Origin of the sequence: Actinocorallia populi, from assembly GCF_002995495.1 — a bacterium.
In the GTDB taxonomy this organism is placed as follows: Bacteria; Actinomycetota; Actinomycetes; order Streptosporangiales; family Streptosporangiaceae; genus Actinocorallia; species Actinocorallia populi.
Window position 1 is genome coordinate 209,416 of record NZ_PVZV01000003.1, and the last position, 22,645, is coordinate 232,060.

The 22,645-nt window shown below is 65.9% G+C and carries 6 protein-coding genes; 1 reads left to right on the forward strand and 5 read right to left on the reverse strand.

The features are described from left to right. Positions 1-38 precede the first annotated feature (38 nt). From C2865_RS39390 to C2865_RS14095, 5 genes are all read right to left on the reverse strand, one after another. Positions 39-206, reverse strand: a complete 168-nt coding sequence (locus C2865_RS39390) for a hypothetical protein (protein WP_157963708.1) — start codon at positions 204-206, stop codon at positions 39-41. A 304-nt stretch (positions 207-510) separates the two neighbouring features. Continuing rightward, positions 511-3,798, reverse strand: coding sequence for a Tc toxin subunit A-related protein (locus C2865_RS14080; RefSeq protein WP_106399353.1), 3,288 nt, complete (start codon positions 3,796-3,798; stop codon positions 511-513). A 10-nt stretch (positions 3,799-3,808) separates the two neighbouring features. Then, the gene (locus tag C2865_RS14085) at positions 3,809-10,333 is read right to left on the reverse strand and encodes a neuraminidase-like domain-containing protein (RefSeq protein WP_110554876.1); all 6,525 of its coding nucleotides are present in this window, start codon (positions 10,331-10,333) and stop codon (positions 3,809-3,811) included. 2,065 nt (positions 10,334-12,398) lie between these two features. Next, the gene (locus C2865_RS14090; protein WP_106398912.1) at positions 12,399-12,743 is read right to left on the reverse strand and encodes a hypothetical protein; all 345 of its coding nucleotides are present in this window, start codon (positions 12,741-12,743) and stop codon (positions 12,399-12,401) included. A gap of 8 nt (positions 12,744-12,751) precedes the next feature. Further along, positions 12,752-20,731, reverse strand: coding sequence for a SpvB/TcaC N-terminal domain-containing protein (locus C2865_RS14095; protein WP_106398913.1), 7,980 nt, complete (start codon positions 20,729-20,731; stop codon positions 12,752-12,754). Positions 20,732-21,284: 553 nt separating this feature from the next. Between C2865_RS14095 and C2865_RS14100 the strand changes: the two genes are divergently transcribed. Further along, positions 21,285-22,277 carry an IS30 family transposase gene (locus C2865_RS14100; RefSeq protein WP_198653321.1) on the forward strand — a complete coding sequence of 331 codons (993 nt, stop codon included), beginning with the start codon at positions 21,285-21,287 and terminating at the stop codon, positions 22,275-22,277. The last annotated feature ends 368 nt before the right edge of the window (positions 22,278-22,645 follow it).

Consider the following 22,645-nt stretch of genomic DNA (forward strand, 5'->3'; position numbering starts at 1 on the left):
CGAGCCGGGAGCAATCTGCCTGCTCCCGGCTCACCCACCTACCAGTCCAGCGACGCCAGATTCGGTGGCCGGTAGACCGTTGCGAAAGCCGGGGTTCCCTCACCGACGTACGCTGCGGTCACGTTCACCTCCATCCACTCCTCGGCTTCAAGATCATCCATGCCGTCGGCGATGAGGATCTGAACGCACTTCCCGTAGTCGTACAAAGCGACAGCACGGCGATGGTTGCCGGCCCACCAGCCCTCGACTACCCCGATGAGTTCCCTGAAGGCTTAGCGTGTTCAGGCACGTTCAGTCTGACGAGGGGAAGGTCTCCGAACGTGTGCAGCGTGTGCTCGATTCGGTGCATGAGCGCCGGTGCCGGCGGAGGCGGTCTTGAGTTCAGGAACAGATCAAGGGGCGGTGTCGTCATCTGCTCATGCCGATGAGCGGACGATGCCCGTAAACGCACGAACCCTGGGCGGAAGGCCAGGTTGGGCATTGCCGCATTTCTAACAAAGAGGCACTCGTTTACGCCGCTGAGTACGACACCGACATATGTACCGTAGCCCCGGCGGCTGCGTGCTTCTTAAGGAAAGGGAAAATCGATGAGCCCTGCGTGATGTCCAAAGTCCACGCTGTCTCGGAATTTCCGGTGAAAGCCTGCACTGTGGGTGCCAGTGTAAGCTTTCCCTTGATGAAGTCGATCACTGAGAACGTCGCAACCAAGGCATCGCCCATACCCGTCTTCTTTAGCCAGTAGGGGAACATTTCCGTGGTCACCTCTATGTGCAACTTGCGATCAGCATCAGAGGCCGCGGACGCAAAGCCGTGCCATGCGTTCCCGAAGTCGTAGTTTAGCGTGAACAGCTGTATGAGATTTTCTGGCTCGGACAGCACCTCGTTCGTGAGGTATTCAAGGGCGGGCGCTGCCAACTGCTTCGCTGGCCGGGCCGTGTACCGGAGGTGGAGCACCACGTCAGAAATGGATTCGACATCGAATTGCGGCAGGTCGATCGGCAGGTTAAGCCGCCAGATGCTGATCACTCCGGGACCCTCGAACGGCAGGTAGCGATCGTCCCGCAGATTGGTCTCGAACAGGCCGCTGTCGTTCTGCGCGGTGCTCGTGACGACTTGTTGGATCGCTCCGGTGAAGTCTCGGAACCGGGTGTCCTCGCCAGCGGTGTTGCGCGCGTACTGTTCGCCTTCCTCGGGCAAGACACGCACGCTCGACCGCAGCAGTGACAATGTGCAATGGATGCCGACATACGGGCCGGCCACGGCAGGGATTGTGAGTGCCACCGTTTTGAGTCGCCTCAGGTAGACGCCGGGGCAGTCCATGTCGAACAGCCATTCCGGCACCTCGACCTCGCATGACCCGGTCGCCTTGAGCCGCAACAGCGCGCGAGGGTCGAGCCGGGCCAGCGACACATGCTTGGTGAGCTCGAGTTCGCGCTTGTTCGCCTCGAGGTAAGCCATCTCGAGCCGCTTGAGGTCGAGGGCGAGTGCCTCGCCGGCGAGCAGGCCGCGCTTGCCGTCGTTCCAGTAGCCGAACTTGATGATGTCCTGGTCGTCAAGCTCAGGCCGCATGACCTCGCGTTTGAGCGTGACCTCGGCCTTCTTTGCGACGTCGAACGCGAGTTTGTAGGCTTCGTAGAAGGTCTTCAACAGCTCGCCCTGCATCCATATGTACAGGTCTTCGTTGGTGAACTTGGTGCGCAGGAACTCCTTCGCCTCGGCGGCCTGCTTGATCTGGACGAGATGGTGCTCGTACTCGCGCTTGGTGACCTGCTCGCGCAGGAGCGAGGTGATGATCTGCCGCCCGTACTGCTCGAGCTCGCTGGTCGCCAAGTTCGCCTGGAGCACGTAGTCCTCGGCCCGCCGGTAGTAGCCGCTCATCTTCGACGCCCGATCAGCGGAGCCCTTGAACGTGTCCGAGATCGTCTTCGCACCCTTGGCTCCGTCTCTCGCGGCCTCCGACAACTCGACGCCGCCGAATGTGGCGGCGCCGCCGACACCGAGCGGCGTCCCGTGCATGGCGAACTGCGGGATGAGCGCGAGGATCGGCGCCGCGATGTTGAGCACCATCGCGGCGGCCTCGAAGGTGTCCGACGTCGGCAGGAAGATGTTGAGCTCGGCGTTCTCGTTCTTGTTGAGCGGCAGGGTCTCGCCGAGCTTGCCACCGACCAGGCTCACGACCTGCTCGCCGGCGAACTCCATGAGCCCGCCGACCGACGACTCCTTGCGGTACTCCTCGCGCGACAGGGCGCCCGCGTACGCCGTCACCAGCGCTTTGTACGCGGCATCGAACGTCTCCTCCGTAAGGTTATTGCGGATGAGGTTCACCGACTTCAACCCGTCAATGATCGCGTCCGACGTGCCAAGGATCTTCTTGTAGTGCCGGTACCTCTCCCACACCGTCCCGCGACTCTTGAGCAACGCCGTCGTCGCCGCCTCGGCCTCCTTCCACTGCAGGAACCGCACGTCCTGCGTGAGGGTCTGGATGTTGAGCTCGTGCTGTTGCCGCAAGAGGCTCGCGTGCTCGAGCTCCCCCTTCTCGATCGCCTGCAGTAGCGCCCCGCCGAGCCCTTTGACCTCGGCGCACAGCTCCTGCGCCTTTTGCAGCAGCAGCGGCCCGCGGATCGACGACACCGGCTGGTTGAGGTTGTTGACGATGCTCGCCAGGTCGAGTCCCGCGGCCACCGCCTTGACGAGGACGCCGGGATCGATCGGTGGGTCGAACAGTGCGAGCTGCCGCACGATGCCCTCGATGTTCATGCAGTGCCGGATCTTGAACAGCCGGTCCTCGACAACGTCCCAGTATGCGAGCAGCTTGTCGTTCTGGGGGATGCAGAAGTACAGCGTCCGTCCGATGCCGAACACCGCGCCGTCGGCTCCGCTCGCGCTTGCGTCGCCGCTCGCTGCGTCCGAGGAGTTGAACGGGAACTGGTTCTCCAGCTCGATGAGCGCGTTGCCGAACTTGTCGATACCCGCGGCCTTGAGCTGCGCGTACGTCTGGCTAACCGGCTTGTGCAGCTGCGGGATGCGCTGGGGTTTCGGACCGAGCAGGTTCGCCGCCATGACGTAGATCTGCGTCGCCTCGTTGAGCGTCTCGACCGTGTCCTGCCGGAACAGGTGGTCGCCCCACGCAATGAGGTTGTCGAGGTACTTCATCACCACGCTGTACTGGTAGGCGAGGTACCGCCCGCGCGCGACGACGTGCGGCTGGAACGGCTTGTCCCGCCACGCCTGGATGGCCTTCTCCATGCGCCGCTTGAGCTCGCTGTCACCGGTCTTCGACAGCTCGATGAGGACCTCCGTGAGGAACTCCGGGTCCGTCTCCTCGCGGAACCGCAAGAACTTCCAGAACCGCTGCGGCGGATCGATCGAGGTGTCGGTGCTCGTCGGGTCGAACACGTGATGGAACCAGCGCTGCGCTTCCTCGAACCGCTGGTTCTTCGACAAGTGGACCGCGATGAGCACGGGTGCGTGGAAGAACAGCTCCCAGTTGTAAATCGCGTATGGTCCGTCGTCGGAGACGTCGATGACGTCCTTCGGGAACGCGCCCGTGAACGCCGAGCCCGGCGTGTAGAACCCGGGCGTCAGCGTCGTCACCAGGGTCGACTGCCACTTCGCGTCGAACAGCGCTGGCAACCCGTCGGTGTTGAGCTTGCGGATGAGCTCCTCGGTCCACGGGTGGTAGTGGGGGGTCAGTCCGTATTGCACGCGGCGCCGCTGCCGTCCCCACACCCAGACGAGGTCACCGTACTTCGTCTGGAGCTCGGTGATCGTGCCGTGGAAGTTCACCTTGTTCGCCATCGCCCTCAACTCACATTTTCCGCGGCTGCTGCTTGACGGCGCCGCCGGCGTCAAACGTGGTCCCGTCGAACACGAACACTGTGTTGCCGGGGATCTGGATTGCCCAGGTCGGGTCGAACAGGGGGGCGCCTGGCTTGGGGATCTTCGGCTTGACCGGTTCCTCGTACAGATGCGGCAGGTGGAGCATGCCGCCGTCGATGATGAGGTCGTCGTAGTAGCGGAACTTGCCCTCGTGGTACAGCTGCTCATCCCCGGTCACGAAGAACACGCTCCGCTCGTCGGTGTAGAACAGCGGCATCTCCCACGGGTTACTCACGTCGTGCTGCAGTGTCGGCCGGACCCGGAAGCCATCGACCAGGTTTCCGGTCTTCGTCAGCACTGTCATCGCCACCGGGTCCCTCGGCTCCGACGGCTGCTGGACCCGCACCGTGAAGACCTTGTCCTGGTACGTCCACTGGTTCGCATCAACCTGCGGCAGCGGGGACCGGCCGAGCTCGAGCATCGACGCCTGGTCGCCGAGGTACACCCAGAACGGCTCCTCGCTCGACACGTACGGCTGTGCGTTCAGACTGGTGAACGTGAGGATGTAATCGCCAATATTTCCGCCCCCCCGGTAGCCCAGCCGGAACTCCAGGCGCTCCGACAGCGGGGGACCACCCGGCTCCGACGTCGGCGTGTACACCCTGGTGCGGCACCGGATGAGCCGCGGGTCGAACGAGCTAAGCGACGACCAGGTGAGCGGCGTTGAGGTCTCAGTGGACTTCGACGATTGCCACGTGCCGCGGTAGTACTCGCCTCGGTGCAACGTCACGGTCGCGTCTACCCGGGCGGCGAGCGGCCATGCCTCGTCGGAGATGTCCTGCGCCGACTTCTCCGGGTCGGGGCCCTGCGCTTGCACGAGCGTGGTCACCCAGAAGACGAACAGCCGTTTCTTCCACACCACCGGCACGACGATGTCGCCCTCGATATTGAGCCCGATCTTCTCCCACGGCGTCCAGTACTCGTATTCGTACCGGCGGTACCAGTGCTCGCGGGTGCTGCCGAGCGTGCGCCCGATGACGTGCAGGATGTCGTCGTCGGTCGTTCCTGGGGTCTTCTCCTCAAGGAACGCGCCGGCGATTTCCAGGTGCGCGACGTCATCGAGTTTGCGCAGGTAGTGGAGGTACGCGAGCTCCGCGAGGTCCTGCGTGATGTCGGCTTTGAGTAGTTCGCTCTCAAGGTCGCGGAAGAACGGCGATTTGCCGTCCCGCAGCTCGGGCTCCAGCCAGTTCTCCGGGTAGAGGAACACCTTCCGGTTCGCTTCCCACACCCGGTACCGGCGCATCCACGCCCAGTGGTCGGCGTTGATCGACGACGGCGACACTGTCGGCTCGAGGTTGAGCAGGCAGCGCTGCACGAACAGCTGGACAGTCGACAGCGCGAGCCGGATCCGTGAGGTCTGCATGCACGCGTCCATCTGGACGTCGACGAGGAAGTACTCATACAGCTGGTCGGGCGTCTGGATCTCGGGCGACGGAGTGTCGTGGTGAAGGATGTATGCGACCAGCGCATCCCGCCGAGCGTTGCGCACCGCGTCGCTCACGCTCTGCATCGACTCCCGCCACGCTGCAAGGTCCATCCGCTCCTTGAGCGTCTCCCGCACATCCCGCACGAGGACGCCGTCGGGGTTGGGCACGGTCCACGCAACGAGATCCGATGCCGGCTGCAGGGTCGTCGCGACGAGGTCGAGCGCGGCGGTTACCCAGCGCAGGTTCGCCAGGTCGCCGAGATCGTTCACCGTGAGACCGAACTCCGCGAGCACCGCGGTGAGGTCTGCCTCGGCCCACTCCATGACGCCGGCCACCACGAGTTTGCCCTGTGCGTCGACTGCGTCCGGTTCGCGCAGGATGCCGAGGAACGTGTCTTCCTCCGGCTCGTGCTCCTTCTTCAGCCGGACGAACCACAGCACCCATGCGAGTCGCGCCCACTGCGCCACGACGTCGGCGATCGCGATCGTGCCGTCGACGGCGAGCCCGTTCCACAGCCCGGCGGACACGGTCCGGACCGCGCCAAGATCCGCGACCTCGCCCGCGCTGAGCCCGAGTGCCTTCGTGGCGAGCACCGTCTTCTGCACGCGCCGCATCGTGCGCTCGGCCTGCTTGTACGCGCCGGCGTCGTATACCCGGGACGTCGGCACTGCGGCCTTGGCCAGCGCGTTCGTGCGCCAGCGCAGCTTCGCCGATTGATCTGCGGGCAGACCTGCGAGTGTGAGGGTGACCGGCACGAGGTCGCCTGGGGTGAGGGCGAACGAGGTGACACTGCGCAGCTCGCCATCGGCGTCGGTCAGGGTCGTCGGGATGGCCGTCACGCCGTCGATGTCGAGAGTGACCGAGGTACCCGCCGGGGCGGCGACGTAGAGCAGGAAGTCGGCGCTCGCGGGCGGGTCGAGCAGTAGCTCATGCGTCCCGTTCACGCCGAGCGCCGGCGCCGTTTCGAGCCCGATGAAGTCGTCGAGGAAACTCGCGTTCGGGTCGCCGTCGGCGTGCAGCACGTCGGGGTCGGACGCGAGCGCGTCGAGCACCTCGACGTCGGCCTTCGTTACGGTTGCGAGCGCGGTACGCAGGGCTGCGCCGCGCAGGGTCGTCCGCAGTTCCGGGAGGATGCCGACGACGATCGCCGCGGCCTGCGCCGCCGGATCCGTGAGCGTGACGACGGTGTCGTACAGGGCCTTCAGTTCGGGGAACTCGTCGTCGAGGTCGTCGAGGTCGGCGTCGGCTGCGTCCTGGAGGCTCTGGAACGCTGTCGTGAGCGCGGACTTGAAGGCCGTGAGGTCGGTCGGGGTGGTGATCTCCTCGACGTCGGCGAGCGTGAGCGCCGCGGTCGCGGTGCCGAGCGCGGTCCGGGTCGTGGCGGAGAGCGGGCCGGTCGACGTCAGGATGTTGTGGAACGGGTCGATCCGCACGCCCGGGGCGATCTTGGTGAGCGGTGCCGGCAGTACCTCCTCGGCGGTGACGAGCGGAACGGCGTACGTCGCGGTGCCCGCGACGAGCGCGAGGAACTGGTCAACGACTGCGGCGTCGTACACGAGGGCCATGCGGGCGGCCGCGGCACCGAGATCGGCCGTGGCCGCCGGCACCGCAAGTTCGGCGTCTACGGCGGTGAGTGCGTTGCGCAGGGCTGACAGGTCCCGCTCGACCTGCGCTGGCGCTGGTGTGAGCTTGCCGGTCGGGTCGGCGTGCCGCAGTAGGAAGTCGACGTCGGCGGCCTTGAGCTTCGTGTCCTTGAGCAGTGCGGCGGCGTCGACGAGCTGGGAGAGGGACGGGGCGGCGGAGCCCAGGTCGTCCGCGAACGGGTCGATGCCGGACAGTTCGAGCAGGGTGTCGAGGTCGGTCGTGCCGAGCTTGACCAGCGGCGCGAGCCGGTCCTGCCGGACCGCAGGGTCGAGTCCCGGCTCGAACAGTGCGAGCCACTGGTCCCGCTTCTTCGAGGACAGGTCGAGCTGGGAGGCCAGCCGGAGGAACCCGGCGAGGCGGTCCAACATGGTGGCGAACGCGTCGTCGATCGTCGTGGTGGTGAGCGTCGCGGGGTCGACGCCGAGGAAGGCCGCGATCGCGGTGTCGGTCGCCGTGATGCTCCAGCCGAGCTTCTTCCACAATCGGATGAACCGCAGCAGCCGGTGGTGGTCGATCGCCGTGAGCTGGTTCGCCGTCATGTCCGGCAGTAGGTGCCGGAGTTCGACCATGCCGAAGTCGCACGCGTGGCTGTCGTCGCCCGGCGTCGTCAGGTCCGTGAGCGTGATCGTGCCCATGATGAGATCCTGGTGCGCGTCGAGCCATGCGAGCACGTCGCCGCCGTACGGCGCTAGGTCGAGGTCGTCCGCGAGCAGGTCGGTGAACTCGCTATCGCTCAGCGTGCCGTCGAACCGCTGCTGGATCTGCCCGATCGAGACCTTCAATGCCTCAAGCAGGGGTGCCAGTACCGACCCCGGGTTGACGAACGTCGACCTCAGCAGGTCCGCGAGCTGGACGTACGTGACGTCGGTGCGTCGGCTGAACGTCTTGGCGTTGCCGACGATCGCGTTGAGCGCGGGGAGGGTCGTCGCGGTCGGCTCGCCGTAGAGCTCTGGCAGTGCGTGGAACCCGACGTCGGTGAGCAGTGACAGCTCTGTGGCGTTGAGGCCGAGCCACTCACGCCGCGCGTCGGCGGGCGTGCCGAAAACGTCGAGCGCGGTCGGCAGGGAGGTGTCCCATACCTCGAACAGCGCGCGCAGGTGCGTGAGCGGGGCGTCAAACGGTAGCGGCGCCGGGTACACCTCGGCCTTCGTCGTGTCGTACGCGGTGTCAACGACGAAGGCCGGATCAGCGAGCAGGTCAGCCGTCACGGCGTCGGGCAGGGTGTCGTGGCCCTCGTAGCCGACGAGCGTGCCGTTGACGACCCAGTGCTCGAGGATCTCCAGGACGAGGTCGACATAGGGCAGCGTGGTGTTGGTGTTCTCGCAGGACAGGCCGAGGTGCTGGAGGTCCGGGCGGCGGGCGAGGAGCACATCGAGCGGGTTGTCGAGTGTATGCGGCTCGTCCGCGACGTCGACGAACTCGAGCAGCTCCACGAGGTACGCCGCGGGGCTCAGCACCGAACGGCAATGGTCGCACGAGCAGTAGTCCATGCTGCTGAACAAGTCCTCGAGGGTCGCCGACGCAACGATCTCCGGGTCCGGCTCCGGCCCTTGCCGAGTGAGCCGTCCGGTGATGCTGTAGACGTTCGGCGCTCCGCGGTAAGCGAGGTATTGGGTCGCGATGGTGAGCGCGGTGGTGTGCACCTGCTGCGCCTTCGCGTACGTGAGTCGGGCCTCCATGGTGCTGGGGAACTTGTCCCCGAACGCCGTCACGAACCCGGTCGGCGAATACCGCATGATCTGCAGCGCGGAGTCGATGCCAACGGACGACAGCGTGACCATCGCATTGTTCGACGGGCTGATCTGGAACAGCCGCTCCACCTTGAGCGCACCTTCCCGTGCTCTGGAACTGAGGTCCGTAAAGCTGTCCCACGTGCGCACCGGAGCGACGCCGAGCAACGTGCTCGCAGCGCGCTGCGCGAAGAACGCGGCGACCTCGTCCTTGGCCTCGGGCGCCACCGCGACGGTATTGCTGCGAACAAGGTCGGCGGTGACCCGTGCGGGAAAACGGGTCGCGACCTGCGCAGCGAGTCCGGACGTGTACTGTTCGACGGTGAGCCCCTCGGGCACGTCGTCGCCGACGACGTCGCGCCACGCCGCCGCACGGTAGAAGCCATGGTCGGCAAGCTCGGCGACGTCGCCCAACCCGATTCGCTCGACAAGCCGGCCGACCACGGGCGCGTTCTGCCGCGTGATCTCGCCCAGCACGGCGTCGATCCGCAGCGCGCCGATCGTTCGCTCGTCGAACCCGCGGTCGGCGAGCGAGGACCACAGTGCGTCGGGATCGCTGTGCGTCGACCGGTACGTGTCGAGGAAAATTCCCTGCTGGTCAGCGTCGAGCCGCACGTTGAGCATGTCGCCCAGCGACGACACCTTGCCTTCCGGCCGGAACGTGCGCAAGCTCTCCAGCGCCGCCTCCCGGTACAGCCGCAAGGTGTGCTCGATGTCGTCGGCCTCCGAGATGACACCCCCCTGCACGGCCCGCTGGAGGGCCTCCCTGACCGTGTTGTCGTCGAGCCGGTAGATCTGATCGAGGTCGCCGGGCAGGCCAGCGCGCATCAGGGCGTAGTAGTGCGATGCGGGGATCTGCGTCTGTGCGCTCAGCTGCTCTGCCCGCGCCGCCATCGCGACGCCGCGCGCGTCCCAGGCGCCACGTCCGGCGAGGTAACCGACACCGCCCGCGTCGACGTCGCCGAGGCGGCGGTCGCCCAGCAGGGGCTTGACGTGCGCGAGTAGCCGGCCGTACTCCGGAGCGGCCGGCATGTCGGCGCGTTCGATGACGAGGTCGACGATCGCGTGCCGCGGAGCCTGGAACACCGTGTCGCTCTCGGCGAGCACAGGTCCGGAGCGACCGGCGATGACCACGCGGACCAGCAGGTCGGCGGCGGGCTGTGGAGCGAGCGCGGCCTCGTCGTACGTGATCACGTACCGGCCGTCGGCGCCGGTGGGGGCGGTGCCGAGGAGGTCCCTGCCCGCGACGGACCGGTCCCACGCCTCGACGTCGAGCCCGACGGCGGCGACCCCGGCTGCGTCCGTGACAACTCCCTGCACCGAGAACACCCCGTCGCCCGCGTTCGGTTCGGCCTCGGGCGGTCGGACGACGACCGAGACGACTGCGGCGGGCTCACGTCCACTCCACAGCCCGTTGCTGACGGTGTACTCCTCACCGCTCGGTCCGGTGACGCGGAAGCCGACGCTTTCGCCGCTGGCCACGAGCACCCTGAAACGGCGCGGATTCACTGCCACCCCGAACACGCCAGCGGCGTCCGTCTGTGCGATCCCCAGGCTCTCAGAATTCCGCTTCGTCACCGCCTCGACCGTCAGGCCAGGGACCGGCCAGCGGCTTCGTTCGTCGAACACCCGCCCATTAATGAAGTTGGCCATACTAGCTGCCCTTTTTCATTGCAGTGGCTCCCCGTTGATTTCGATTCATATCCCCGACCTCAGCTCTTCCGCCCTTGGGATGTCAGGCGGCGTGCCCGCCGGCGGCTCGGCCGACCCGCCGTGGAACGAACCGATCACGGCGCATAACGCCCTGCGCTCCGGCACCGCCATCACCCTTCGCCTAACGGACAAAACCCTCCACGAACAGGGAACTAGCCACTCACAACCCCACACAGCCCCCCGAAAACGCAAATGTTCAGTCGCTTTGCCACATGCCAGGAGAACGCAACGACGCCCGGACTGAACCGCGTTTGGTCCAGGCACGGGCAGCCCTGGAAATCTGAGCGCGACAGCTCCGAGCAACGGTTTACTGGGCTCTTGCCTTGAGGACGTGACCCCTCCTGAGCGGGTCCTGTGAGGTTCGCGCCCCCAAAGGCCCCAGGGAGTGCGTCGGCAGCCTGTGGCCGCTCTCAGGCTGCTGCGACCACAGCAGTGGCCAGCGTTAGCGAATCCCATGCCCCGCCCTGCGTTCTGCGCCGTACCTGCGAGGATGGCTGTCCGAAAGGAAGGTCGGCTACGGCGGGACCCAGCGGAGCTGGCCGGTTCGACGGCTCACGGGGTTCGGTGAACCATGGGCACCCGAACCCAGCGCGGGGCAGCGGAGTATCGACGACCTGAAAGGACGAAGCCGCGGCGGGGCCAGCGTCGCCAGCAATCCCTCCGGGCACCTGCGTGAGCGCAAGGGGTGTCCTCACAACCTCCTACAGGGGGTCCTGCAGGGGGAAGCTGCTCGCTGGGCTCGTGGCCGTCGTGGGCATGCTCGTCGGCGCGGCAGAGTCGGCGTCAACGGCCGGTCCGGGTTGTCGGCGATACCGGCCCGCCCCGACGTGCCCTTGGCGTTCCTGTCCAGGCTCTGGGGTCGCGACGCCATCCAGCCGCCGACGAGAGGCCATTCTGGAGGTCGCGGTCGTCCCCCATCACGGCTGGGAGGCCGGACACCGAAGCCGCATACTCCACCACCCTCAACCCCGGAAGGCCCATCCCGCGTCGACCCTGGATCTCGCCCGACCTCACCACTGCGGCGCTCGCCGATTCCCCGAAACTTCAGAAGATCGAGCCGGAGCTGGACGCGCGTCTGCACGGCCGCGTCGACGCCCGCCTGCTGGCTCGCCGCTGCTCTGGAATCCAGCCCGCCGTTTTGTTCGACACCCTCAAGCTCGCCAAGCACGTAGACTCCGGTCAGCGCGACTACGGCCTTGAGAGGGTGCTGGAGCGGCGCGGCCTCACCACCGCGGTGTGCGAGCTCGTGCCCGACGGCCAGCCCACCGGGTGCTGTGGGCACCGTCGCCGCTGCGGTCCTGCTGGCTGACCTCACCGCCGTGCTCCCCGACCAGACGGCGCCGGCCTCCAGGCGCTGGCGGGCGTCTCCTTGGACCCCCAGTCCAGCCCGCCGGATACGGGCCAGCTTGTGCATCCTCGACCTGTGAAAGCGGCCACCATCGGGCGTTTCAGGCGGTGCTGGCCGACTTCCGACCCCTGCCAGGTCCGCTGGGTCGTGATCCGGCGGGCTGACCCGACGGGGCCTCAGGTCCGAACCTCAGGCGGCGGCCAGGATTTCCGGATTGTCCCGTTGAATCCCGGCGACAGGACTGGCATGCCGTCACTCCTTGTGGTTTTTGATCTTGATTAGCCGGTGGCTCGCCCCTCCTCCGACTTTCACCCATGACTACGGAGGATTAATGATCATAGCCTTGGACTGCTGTTATCTGGATTATCTGGTTTTTCTAAACTTCCATAGGAGGAGAAGATGTAGAGAAAGTTTAGAAAAACCAGATAAACGATCTTGCTCGATCTGGTCCGTACATGAACAACCCTCCGCCCTGGTTCGAGGCGGAGAGTTGTTTGCGCAGGTCAGGCCGCGAAAAGCTCCATCACATCACCGCTGTCGGTAGCCCGATGGACGAACTGGATCCCCTGCCAGACCTTCGTCAGAGCAGAGATGTCACCGACAGTGTTCGCCGGGCGAGAGAGCTCCCGGGTGTTCGTCGATTTTCGTCGGGGCATGTCAGCCGAGGTTCAGTCCACGGAGCATCCAGCCGATGGCGGCGACCTCCGGTGTGTTCCGTGCTTTCGTGGTCTCCGCCTGCCGGTACCAGTCGAACAACCCGGGAGCGTGGCCGATCGCGTCCCGGACGAGGTTGAGGAACGCGGGCGGGACTTCGGCGAAGATCGAATCGCGGGTTCCGTCATCGCCTACGCCGAGGATCTCGGCGTAGGGCAGCAGTGCTGTGACGAACGAGGGTACCGCCGAGGGCCGCAGCCGCAGAGCGTCGATGCCGGTCTCCGCGCGATGGCGGTCGGCCACCCGTCGCGCGGCGGCGACCAGTGCGGCTTCGTCGGTCTCGTTCACGGTGTGCCTCATTCGGTCGGCGCCTTGTACGGCACGAACGCCAGTCCGTACTGGATCTTCCATGCGGACAGGGCCAGGTCGTACTCCTGCTCCTGCCGTTTGAACTCCTGGTTCTCCTTGTAGATCTCGAACTGCCGGTAGTACTCCTGGCGGACCTCTTTGGGCACCTCGGCGGCGTCGAACAGCTTCTCAGCGAGGTCGCGGACCATCGCCTTGTCCCTGGCGACGAGCTCCCATTTGACGCTGATCGCCTTGGTGGTCGGGTCGACGGTCCTGTACTTGGGATCGAGTTGCTTCCGCCAAGTGTTGGTCGCGCCCCTGGTGGCGTTGTGCGCTTTCGCGGTGAGCAGCACGCTCGGCGACGCGCCTTTCCGGAACCCCCACACCAGGTGCTGGGCGAGCTCATTCGGTATGCCGTGGTGGGACTCGGTACCCTGCCGGGGCTTGGGCTGCTGGGAGTGGGGTCCGACGAAATAGCCCTGGCCGATCGGGCCACCGCGTTCTCCCTGGGCTGTCTCCAGTGGACCGCGCGCACCGAGAACGACCACGATCTTCAGTTCGGGCAGTCTGGCCGCCTGACCGGGACTTTGCGGTGGCAGCGGAATCCCGAGATCGCGGTAGCGCTGCAGGTTGATCCTGGGACGTTCCGGTGGCGGTGGCGGTGGCAGCACCAGGGGCCGGTAGGGCGCGGGGCGTGGTGGCGTCTGCCTGCCGGAGGGGTCGGTGAGGACGGTCGGGGTGCAGCGCGCGTAGGCGTAGAGGTTCGTCCCGTCCTCGAACAGGTTCGGGTCCGTGCTGGTCCACCGCCCGAGCCAGGGTGCGTAGTAGCGGGCGCCGTGATGGCCCAGCCCGCTTTCCTCGTCGCGTTCCCTCCCGGTGTACCGATGGCGTTTCGGGGTCTCGGTCTGGGCGGCGACGGCCTGGTAGGAGGTGCTGCCGTAGGGCGTGTACTCCTCGTACGACACGATCCTGGCGAGCTCGTCCAGTTCGACGGCGGCGGAACCGAGATGGTCGCCCAACTGGTAGCGGATTAGCCGGGCGGAAGCGAGGTCGTCGCCGTCGGTGTCCAGCGTGCGGGTTTCCACCAGTGCGATGCGCTGCTTGTCGTTCATCAGATGCAGTGTCTCGCGCTCCAGCGTGGCGGTGTTCGCGCTGATGGGGCTGCCGTGCTTGCGGAAGATCTCGAATCCGCCCAGGTAGATGTGCTTTTCCGTGAGGCCCGGCGCCTTTTCCCACACCTTGCGCACGCGCTGGCCTGAGGCGTCGTAGACGTAGAAGACGGCGCCACCGCCGCCCTTGTCGACCTGGCGCAACTGGTCCTTGTAGTCCCAGTGCATGCCCGCCCCGGGCAGGCCACCGCCCAGGTGCGGCATCCGCAGCATGTTTCCGTGGGCGTCGTGCAGGTAGGTTTCGGGTGCGGCCGCGACGCCATTGCCCACCTGCGTGCTGCTCAGCCGGTTGCTCTGCTTGCCCGGCTCGGTCAGGCTGGTCTCCGCATAGGTGTAGGCGCGCGTCCAGCCCGGATGTGCTGGGTCGCTGCCGCGGTGCTGCATCTGCAGGAAGTTGCCGACGGCGTCATACACATAGCGCTCGGTGTAGGTGCCCATGGCGTTGCCGTCGCCCGGGTGGTCGAGTCGCGTGTGAAAGGCATTGAACCCGTCTGGGGCAGTCGGCGGCAAACGTTCACCGCCAGTCGCCTGGCCCAAATGCTCGCGACCGTCGGTCTGAATCAGCCGGTAGAGCGCGTCGTAGATGTAGTCGTTGCTCGGCTCGACGCGCCGGTTACGGAAGTAGATCGTCTGCTGCGAGTCGTCGCGAATGTGCGTGATGTTGCCGGCGGGGTCGTAGGTGTAGTGCAGGTTCTGCAAGCCGCAGCCCTTGCCCGCGGTCGGCTGCTCGGGCGCGGCGATGGTGGCCGGCGGTGGGTTCGGGTTCTCGCAGTCGTCGGTGAAGGCCGCGCCCTGGGCCGTCGCAGGATCCACGCCCCGACGCGTGTACAGGTGCAGCAGCCGAAAGGTTTCGCGGTCGTAGGCGTAGGAGGTGCGGATGACCGTGGCATCCCGGGTCTTGTAGTCGATGAGGGTGCGCTGGCCCTTGGCGTCGTAGTCGATATCGGTCACGCCGACCGGCGACGGCGCGACGACGGCCGGGTCGAGCAGGCCAGCCGGCTCGGCGACGCGCTCCAACCAGATGTCCACCCGCTCCAGCAGATTGGCCTCGTTGAACACGGGCTGGATGACGTTGAACTTGTTCGGGTGCCTGGGCCGGGTCAGGCTGCTGTGCGGGGCGATGGACTGAATGGGGCGGTTGAGCGCGTCGTAGCGAGTGCTGCCCTCGAACGTTTCGGCGTCGAGTTGAGGGTTCAACAGCCAGTCCGGAATGGCGGTGTAGTCGCTGACCAGTTGCCGTGTGCTGCACAGCAGGTTGCCCTTGAAGTCGTAGGCCTCGGCCGGGTTGCCGCCGGCGTCGAGCCGTGTGTTGGTGGCGATACCTGCGGAATCGGAGTGCCGGAAGATGCGGGTGCGTAGGTTGAGGCGCTGAGCCTCGGCTTCCTGGGCTGGCATGGCGTTGAGTGGCGGCTCGCCGTATTCGATCTTGTCGACCAGGATGTCGCGGTTCAGTGTGCGCGGGTCGGAGTTGGGTTTGAGTGGATCGGCGTTGCTGAAGGTGCCTCGCACCGATTGTTCGATCGGGCGGCGCAGCGCGTCGTACTTCGTCGCGAAGTTGTGGCCGCGGCTGTCCCAGGCGCGGATGGGCTTGCCGGCCGCGTCGTTGAGCGTCCAGCGCGCGCCGGCCTCCATGCTGAGTTGGTGGATGCGGTTGCCGAGCATGTCGTAGGCGTAGCGCATGACGATGCGGCCGAGCGGGTCGCCAGCGTGCTGGATGGCGTCGCGCACGGTGCGCTGGTTGTCTTCGATGTTCAGTTTGACGCGGGTGGTGAAGCTTTCTTCGGTGCCGTCGAGATCGTGTCCAGCGCAGACGACGCGGTTGCGCGCGACGGTGAGGAATGGGCGACCCAAGACGTCGAAATGGGTGGTGGTGGGCGTGTCGGCATGGTCTGCGGCACGCTCGGCGGCGTTGCGCTCGTCGGCGCCCAGTGCGTTGCCGATGCGCTGGGCGTGCCAGGTCAGCCAAGTCTCCGGCTGGGCCTTGAAGTATTCCTTGACGTAGCCGACGATGTCGGGGTCGGTTCGCGGGTCGCCGGTCTCGCGTGGTGGCGGATCGCCGGGTTTATGAACTGGGGGCGCGCAGGTGTCGTTGACGTCGTACGTTGTCTGCTGCCAGGGGTCGAACACCACCTTTTCGTAGGTGTGGTTCGGGTGCAGCGTGGCGATGACGCGCTCGGCCGGGTCGTAGAACAGCACCGGGCTGACCCCGATGCGCACGTCCAGCTCGAAACGGTGGGTGTCGGTAAAGAAGGGCTCGTACTGGCGGATCGGTTTGCCTTTGTTGTTGAGGATGGTCCATCCGCTGCCGACCCAGCGCGCACTCACGTCCTTTGGTGTCATCACGGGTTGGCCATCGGCACCTACGATGATCTTGTCCGCAGCGTCGCGCTGCGGCACCGGTCCGGGCTCGGCCTGGATCTTCTTCTGGATCTCGCGGCCGAAGCCATCGGAGTAGCTGAAGCTGAGCTGGATCTTCAAACCTTGCGGCGGCAGTGTGGCGTTGACGTGGGTTTCGCGGGCGAGTGTTGCGGCGCAGGCTGGCTGCCACTGCTCCGGGGCATTTGGATTCGCGTGCCGTGTGCGCTGGAAGCGGTCGAGGTCGTAGACGATGCGCGTGGTGGCGTCCTTGAGCAGCGTCGCGGCCGTTGCGTGTGGATCGGCGGCGTCGAAGAAGCCGTCGAGCTGGGCTTGGGTGAGGTTGGGGACGAAGCCGGCGAGTGAGTCGCCTTCCGCCGGCGCGGGTAGCGGCTTGCCCATCACGGCGGTGCCGACCACCATGCCGAGCGTGTCAAAGGTGACTTCGGTCCGGTTGCGATTGGGGTCGCTGACCAGGCGCGGCTGCAGCACGCGGTAGTCGTTGACGTCCACGATGATGCGGTTGCCGAGCGCGTCGCGGGTTTCGACCATCAGCAGGTCGTGGGCGTCGAAGTCGACGAACGCGTTCTGACCGAAGGGGTCGCTGTAGCGGCGCGGAAGGTAGAAGTGCTGCTGGGCTTGCGCCGATTCAGTGGGCGCGTTGTCGGCGGGGTTCGGGCTGAAGAACGATTGCCCGGAGGCTACCCACCAGTGGTCGTCAGCGTCGCCTTCGGGAAAGCGTCCGTCGGTCTTGAGCACCTGGCTTTGCAGATAGCCTCCCCGGTTGCCGGCTTGGCCGCCCAGCACGGCGGCCGGGTCGGGCAGCAGCGGCTCGGGGGCCTGGTCCTGGCGCGGACGCTGGAAGACCTGGGCGAGCAGACCGGGGGTGAAAGCGAGCTTGTAGCTCTCTCCCGGCAGGGCGAGCGGTTGCAGTTCTCCGAGCGGCAATAGGCCGGTCAAGTCGTCGCGGCGGTAGAGCGTGCGCAGCGACTCGATGGGGCGACAGCGTTGGTTGCCGGAGGCGGTGGCCTCATACGGGACTTCCGGGGCGGTGAACTTGTGGCGCAGGCGGCCTGGCGCTGCGGGGTCGGGTTCGACGAAGTCCGAGGCCTGGTAGCGGCCGGCCGGTCCGGTGGCCGGGTAGCCGGTCAGTTCGAAGGTAGTCGCCTCGCAGGGGAGCGGGTTGCGGTGAGTGTCCGGCGAGTCGATGGCGTTGGTGACGCGGTTTTCAGTGTAGGTGAGCAGCCGCGTGGTCTGCCGATCGCGATCCCATTGCTCCGACAGCGGCGAGGCGCGGCGGCCGTAGCCGATGGCAGCTTGTTTGAGGATGTTGCCGAAGTCGTCGGCTTCCAGTGTCAGCGCGTGCTGAATGCGTGGATCGATCGGATCGCGCTCGTAGTGGTAGCTGAGTGCCTCGCACGCATGGGTAATGAACACGGCATGGCGGTTGGAACCCCGTGGTTGCAAGGTGCGGATGGTGAAGTTTTGCTCGGTGACGGTGTAGGGCCTGCGGGCACGCTCGATCTGCTCCTGCGTGGCGCCGGGATGGTCGGCGTCATCGGCATAGACCTCCTGGCGCAACATCGAGCCCTTGAGGGCACGGCAGGCTTCGCGCTCTTCTTCGAGCGTGAGTCCTTCGGGCAGTTCGGTGTCCGGCAAGAGCATTGCCCGTGCCTGCGGATTGGTGAGGCCGGGTTCGCGGAAGTACTCGCCTTGGTCGGTGGCATTCAGCAGGCCGGCGAAGTAGTCGGAGACATGCTGGCGGCCAAGATAGACGCCGGTGTGAAACCAGGTCTTGGTGTGGACCGGCGGAACATGTGAGGCGGCGTCGATGTTGTCGGCCGGCACTGCTCCGTCGGCAAGGGCTGCGAACTGCTCCGTGTCCCACTGCTCCACCATGCCAAAGCCCCGAAACTCGCGCTCCTCACCGTCGAAGTGGCCGTGGTGGTAGGTATAGCGGGTGACGAAGCGGTTGCGGCTGATGTGGTCGTAGGTTTCGACGCGCTCGACCACGTGTACCGGAAACGGCAGGCGCGTGATCCAGGGTTTCCCGGCCTGTTTGTCCTGCAGGTAGAATTTGGTCGAAGGGGCGTAGTCGACGCGAGTTTCGACACCGAGGTTGTTGATGGTCTTGACCAGCAGATGCGGCTTGCGGCTGCCCATCAGGTTCACGTAGCGCATCGGCCGCCGCGCATCGCCTGGCAGCGGTGAGGACCAGATCAGGCAGGCGGTGCCGTTGCCGAGCAGGTCGGTGGGCACGATGCTCACTAGGTCGTCGACGCGCGGGAACACCTTGAGCAGCTGAGGCTGGCTCCAGCCGTTGCCCGACTGGTTGAAGTACAGGCACACGCCATCGCGGTGAAGGTAGATGATGTCGATGGTGCCACTGCCGTCGATGTCTGCCAGGCGGATGCGCTTGTGGTCGAACTGGTCGGGGTTGTCGAACCATGGCGCGTTGTCCATCGTCACCTTCGCGCCGAAGCGGCCATAGCCCAGGTTGGGCCAGTAGCAGACTTCACCATTGCGGATGCGGACGATGTCGGTGAGGCCGTCGCCCGACAGATCGGCCAGGAAGATCGACTGTGTGCCGTCGGCGAAGACGACGCGTGGGCCTTTCTCCTCATCAAGCGCCTGGGCGACGCGGCGGGCAGGGCCGAAGCCTTCTTCGGCCAGCGAGGCATGCCAGACCAATGCGTCGTCTTCGGTGATGAGCACATCAGCATGGCCGTCGCCGTCGAGATCGACCAACTTGAGGTTGGGATCGCGCAGGTCGCGGTTCAGGCGCGAGGTAAAGGGGCGGAAGGGCTGCCAGCCCTCGACCTCATCGTGTTCATACAAGCCAGGCGTCGGTCCTTGCATGACGACGACATCAGGTTGGCCGTCGCCGGCCAGGTCCATGAACTCGGCGCCGACGTTCAAGGACGCATTGGGCTTGAGCGCGACCGCTTCGAGCGGGGCGAAGCAGGCCTTGACGGCCTTGCTGCCGTCGGTCTGCGTCTGGGGAATCGGGCTCCAGTTGCGTTTGTAGAACCAGGCGCCTGCCTGCTCGGTGAGGATGCCGGGGATGCCTTCGCCGTGCAGATCGGTCCAGCGGTAGGTGCTGCCGTCCAGGCCGATGGGCATGTTCTCCAGGCTCGCCGGATCGACCTCTTCGACAACTTCTTGTACGAGGGGCTCGGTGTATTCGAATTCCACCGGCGGCAGGCTGCTATGTGTGGTCGAACCGCCTTCCTGCGTCCACCCCGTTTGCGCCACCTGCTTCAGGAAGCTGTAGACGGGCCGTGTGGCAAGACAGGGGTCGATCTCGTCGTCGTAGGTGAATTCGGTGCTGCGAACCACGCCCCGGTAGCCGGGCTGCACCGCCCGACCCGGGCCCGCCGGCTGATCGGGGATGTGGTGCAGCATCAGCACCCGCTCACAGCGGCGGCAGGTACGCACCTCGAAACCCGAGCGGTAGCTGGAGAAAGCATCGGGGCGGTAGAGCCAGGACTTCTCCGGCTGGCCCGTCGGGTTGCCCTCGTCCAACTCTCCGTAATCGAAGCGCACTTCGAAGAGCCAGTCGGCGGCGGTGTCCGACGGCGGATCAGGCAGCTCGCTCAGGTACCGGGGGCGCCGGCCCTGGGCATCCAGCAAGGGCTTGAGGTTTCCGTACAGCACCCGCTGCAGATATCGTTGCGCAGTGCGCCGCGAATCGGAGGCAAGGCCCCGGTTGCGCTGGTGGACCTGATTGAACGGATCGGCCTGGCCTGACCTGGGTTGGTAGGCTCCATCCTCTTTCTTGTACAGATAGCGAATGCCGTTGCCCTTGTCATCGCGCGATTCGCAGATCAGCCATGAAAAGATACGGCTGTCGTCAAGCGGGTCGACAATGCGCGAATTCGCGTCATAACCATAGAGCGTGAGGATGTTGTCCTTGGAGATCGAGCGCCAATGGACATCGCCGGGCGAGCCGATCTTACTCCAGCGCTCAATGCGCGCGAAGAGCCCTTCGATACGAGGACGGTATCGGTGAATGACGAACCCGGGCGCGGTCGTGTCGTCGCAGAAGCGCGTACCGTCGGCCCGGAGAGCCGGCACCAGGTCTTCTGTCCCGGAAAGGATGAAGACATCGGGATCCACCGCGTCGAGATATTGTGGCAGGCCTTTCTCGCTCTTGCGCGTGATCGATGGCAGCGACAGGCTCCACCCGAAACCGAACGGCCCGTTACCTGCACCGGAGTCGTAGGACAGGGAGAGTTGCGGCCCGAAGCCGGAACGCCCTGGGCTGGTAGCGATGGGCACCGACACTGAGCCGGTGCCGGTGACAGGGTTGGCGGCGAACTTCTCGCCGATGCCGCGGATGGCGCCGCCGCCCTTGGGCAGAGCCAGAGACGGCGCAGAAATCGCAAACGAAGCCTCGCCGCTTGCAGCCTTGGGCTGCCCGTCACGTTGAGCGCCGCGCAGGTTGGTTGAGTCGAGAGCCATGACGAGGTTTCTCCTGTAGGGCGGCTTGGATCGCACTACTTGGAGATGTCCCGCGAAGCTCTCAACCCGAAACCCTTAAAGGGAGAGCTGTTCAGATACCGCGACCCGAATTGCGCAGCGTGCGACCGTCACCGTTCACTAAGTTAATCTCAGTGGAATAATTCGGTCAATTGGTATTTCTGGGGTAAGGGGCGGGAGTTCCGGAAGAGGTCGTCGAAGGCCGGAAACGGGACGTGGAGCCCCGGTAGGAAGAGGGCCGCCACAGCTCGTCTTCGTCTTCCGGAAGGCTCCACGTGATTGTCCATCGTGCCACGCTCGACGTCTCCCGTGACCTCGTTCGTATGTTGCCTGGCTTCTGGTGGCCGAACGGCGGCTGCGCGGGACCCCGAAGGGCAGCCGGACTCTGACCCCGTTCCGGCAGGTGGTCCTAGTCCTGCGCTGGTCCCTCGGCCAGAAAAACCCTGCCCTCTATCGGTCGTAGCAATTGATCTTGTTGGCTGGTAGTTCTCTCGGCGAGCCGAGCCGGGGGTCTGCTGTGGGAGTCGTGCGTCGAATGCTGACTTTGGAGGATCGGGAGGAGATCTCCCGGGGAATCGCCGAAGGGCTGGAGAACAAGCAGATCGCGGCACGGATCGGCCGGTGTGCAAGCATCGTGTCGCGGGAGATCGACCGGCATGGCGGCCGGGCAGAATATCGGGCATCGAGGGCGGAACGGGCCGCGACGACGGATCGCAAACGGCCCAAGGCGCGCAAGATGGACGACGATCCGTATCTGCGGCTGGTGGTGGTCGAGCTGTTGAAGCAGGGCTGGTCGCCACAGCAGATCGCCGGCCGCTTGCCCATCGACCACCCTGGCGAGGAGGCTGTTCGCGTGTCTCATGAAGCGGTCTACGCCTGGATCTACGCGCTGCCCAAGGGCGAACTCGCCCGTCAGGGACTGGCCCTGCGCTCGGGCCGCACCCGCCGCAAGCCCGCCCACGGCCGCGTCGCCAAGGCTCCGCGGACCGCCGGGATGCGGTGGATCACCGAACGCCCCGCCGACGCCGCCGACCGTCAGGTCCCCGGCCACTGGGAAGGCGGCTGGGAAGGCGGCCTGATCATCGGCAAGGACGGCAAGACCGCGGTGGGAACCCTGGTCGAGCGCGTCTCCCGGTTCGTCGTGCTCGTCCCGCTGGCCGCCCGCAACGCCGCCACGGTCTCCGAGGCCGTCATCGATTCCGTCCAGGATCTTCCCGGCACTCTGCGCAGGTCTCTGACCTGCGACTGCGGCTCGGAGATGGCCGACCACGCCGCCATCACCCTCAAAGCCGAACTTCCCGTCTGCTTCGCCCACCCCCACAGCCCTTGGGAGCGCGGCACGAATGAGAACACGAACCGATGGCTGCGGGAGTATTTCCCCAAAGGCACCGTGATCACCAATGACCCGGACTATCTGCAGGCCGTCGCTGATGAGCTCAACAACCGGCCCCGGGCTATCCTCGGCTACCTCAAGCCCAAAGAAGTCTTCGCCGAGCTACTGACCAGCGGAATTGCTACCACCGGTTGAGGGCGGGCCCTTCTCCGCAACCTCCCGACTGACCAACGTGCGGCGGTTGGACACCTGGACCCAGCGAGTGCTGCGGCCGTCCGGCTCTGAACAGATGAACTTGCGAGGGAAGATCAGCGCCTCGTCGAAGCCGTCTGCGAGCAGGAACCGCTCCTCGGGGTCGAACGAGTCGATCAGTTCTCGCGCCGACGTCATCGAGCACCCGCCATGGCGTGGCCGCATGTCTCATGAGACATGCGGATTCTGGAGAATACATACTCCACCGCCTCCTCCTCATCCATACCTTCTGCCATCAGGATCTCCACGCACCGCATCAGGTCGTACAACGCCACAACCCGCCGGCCGCCGCCGAACCAACCTTCCGCCGA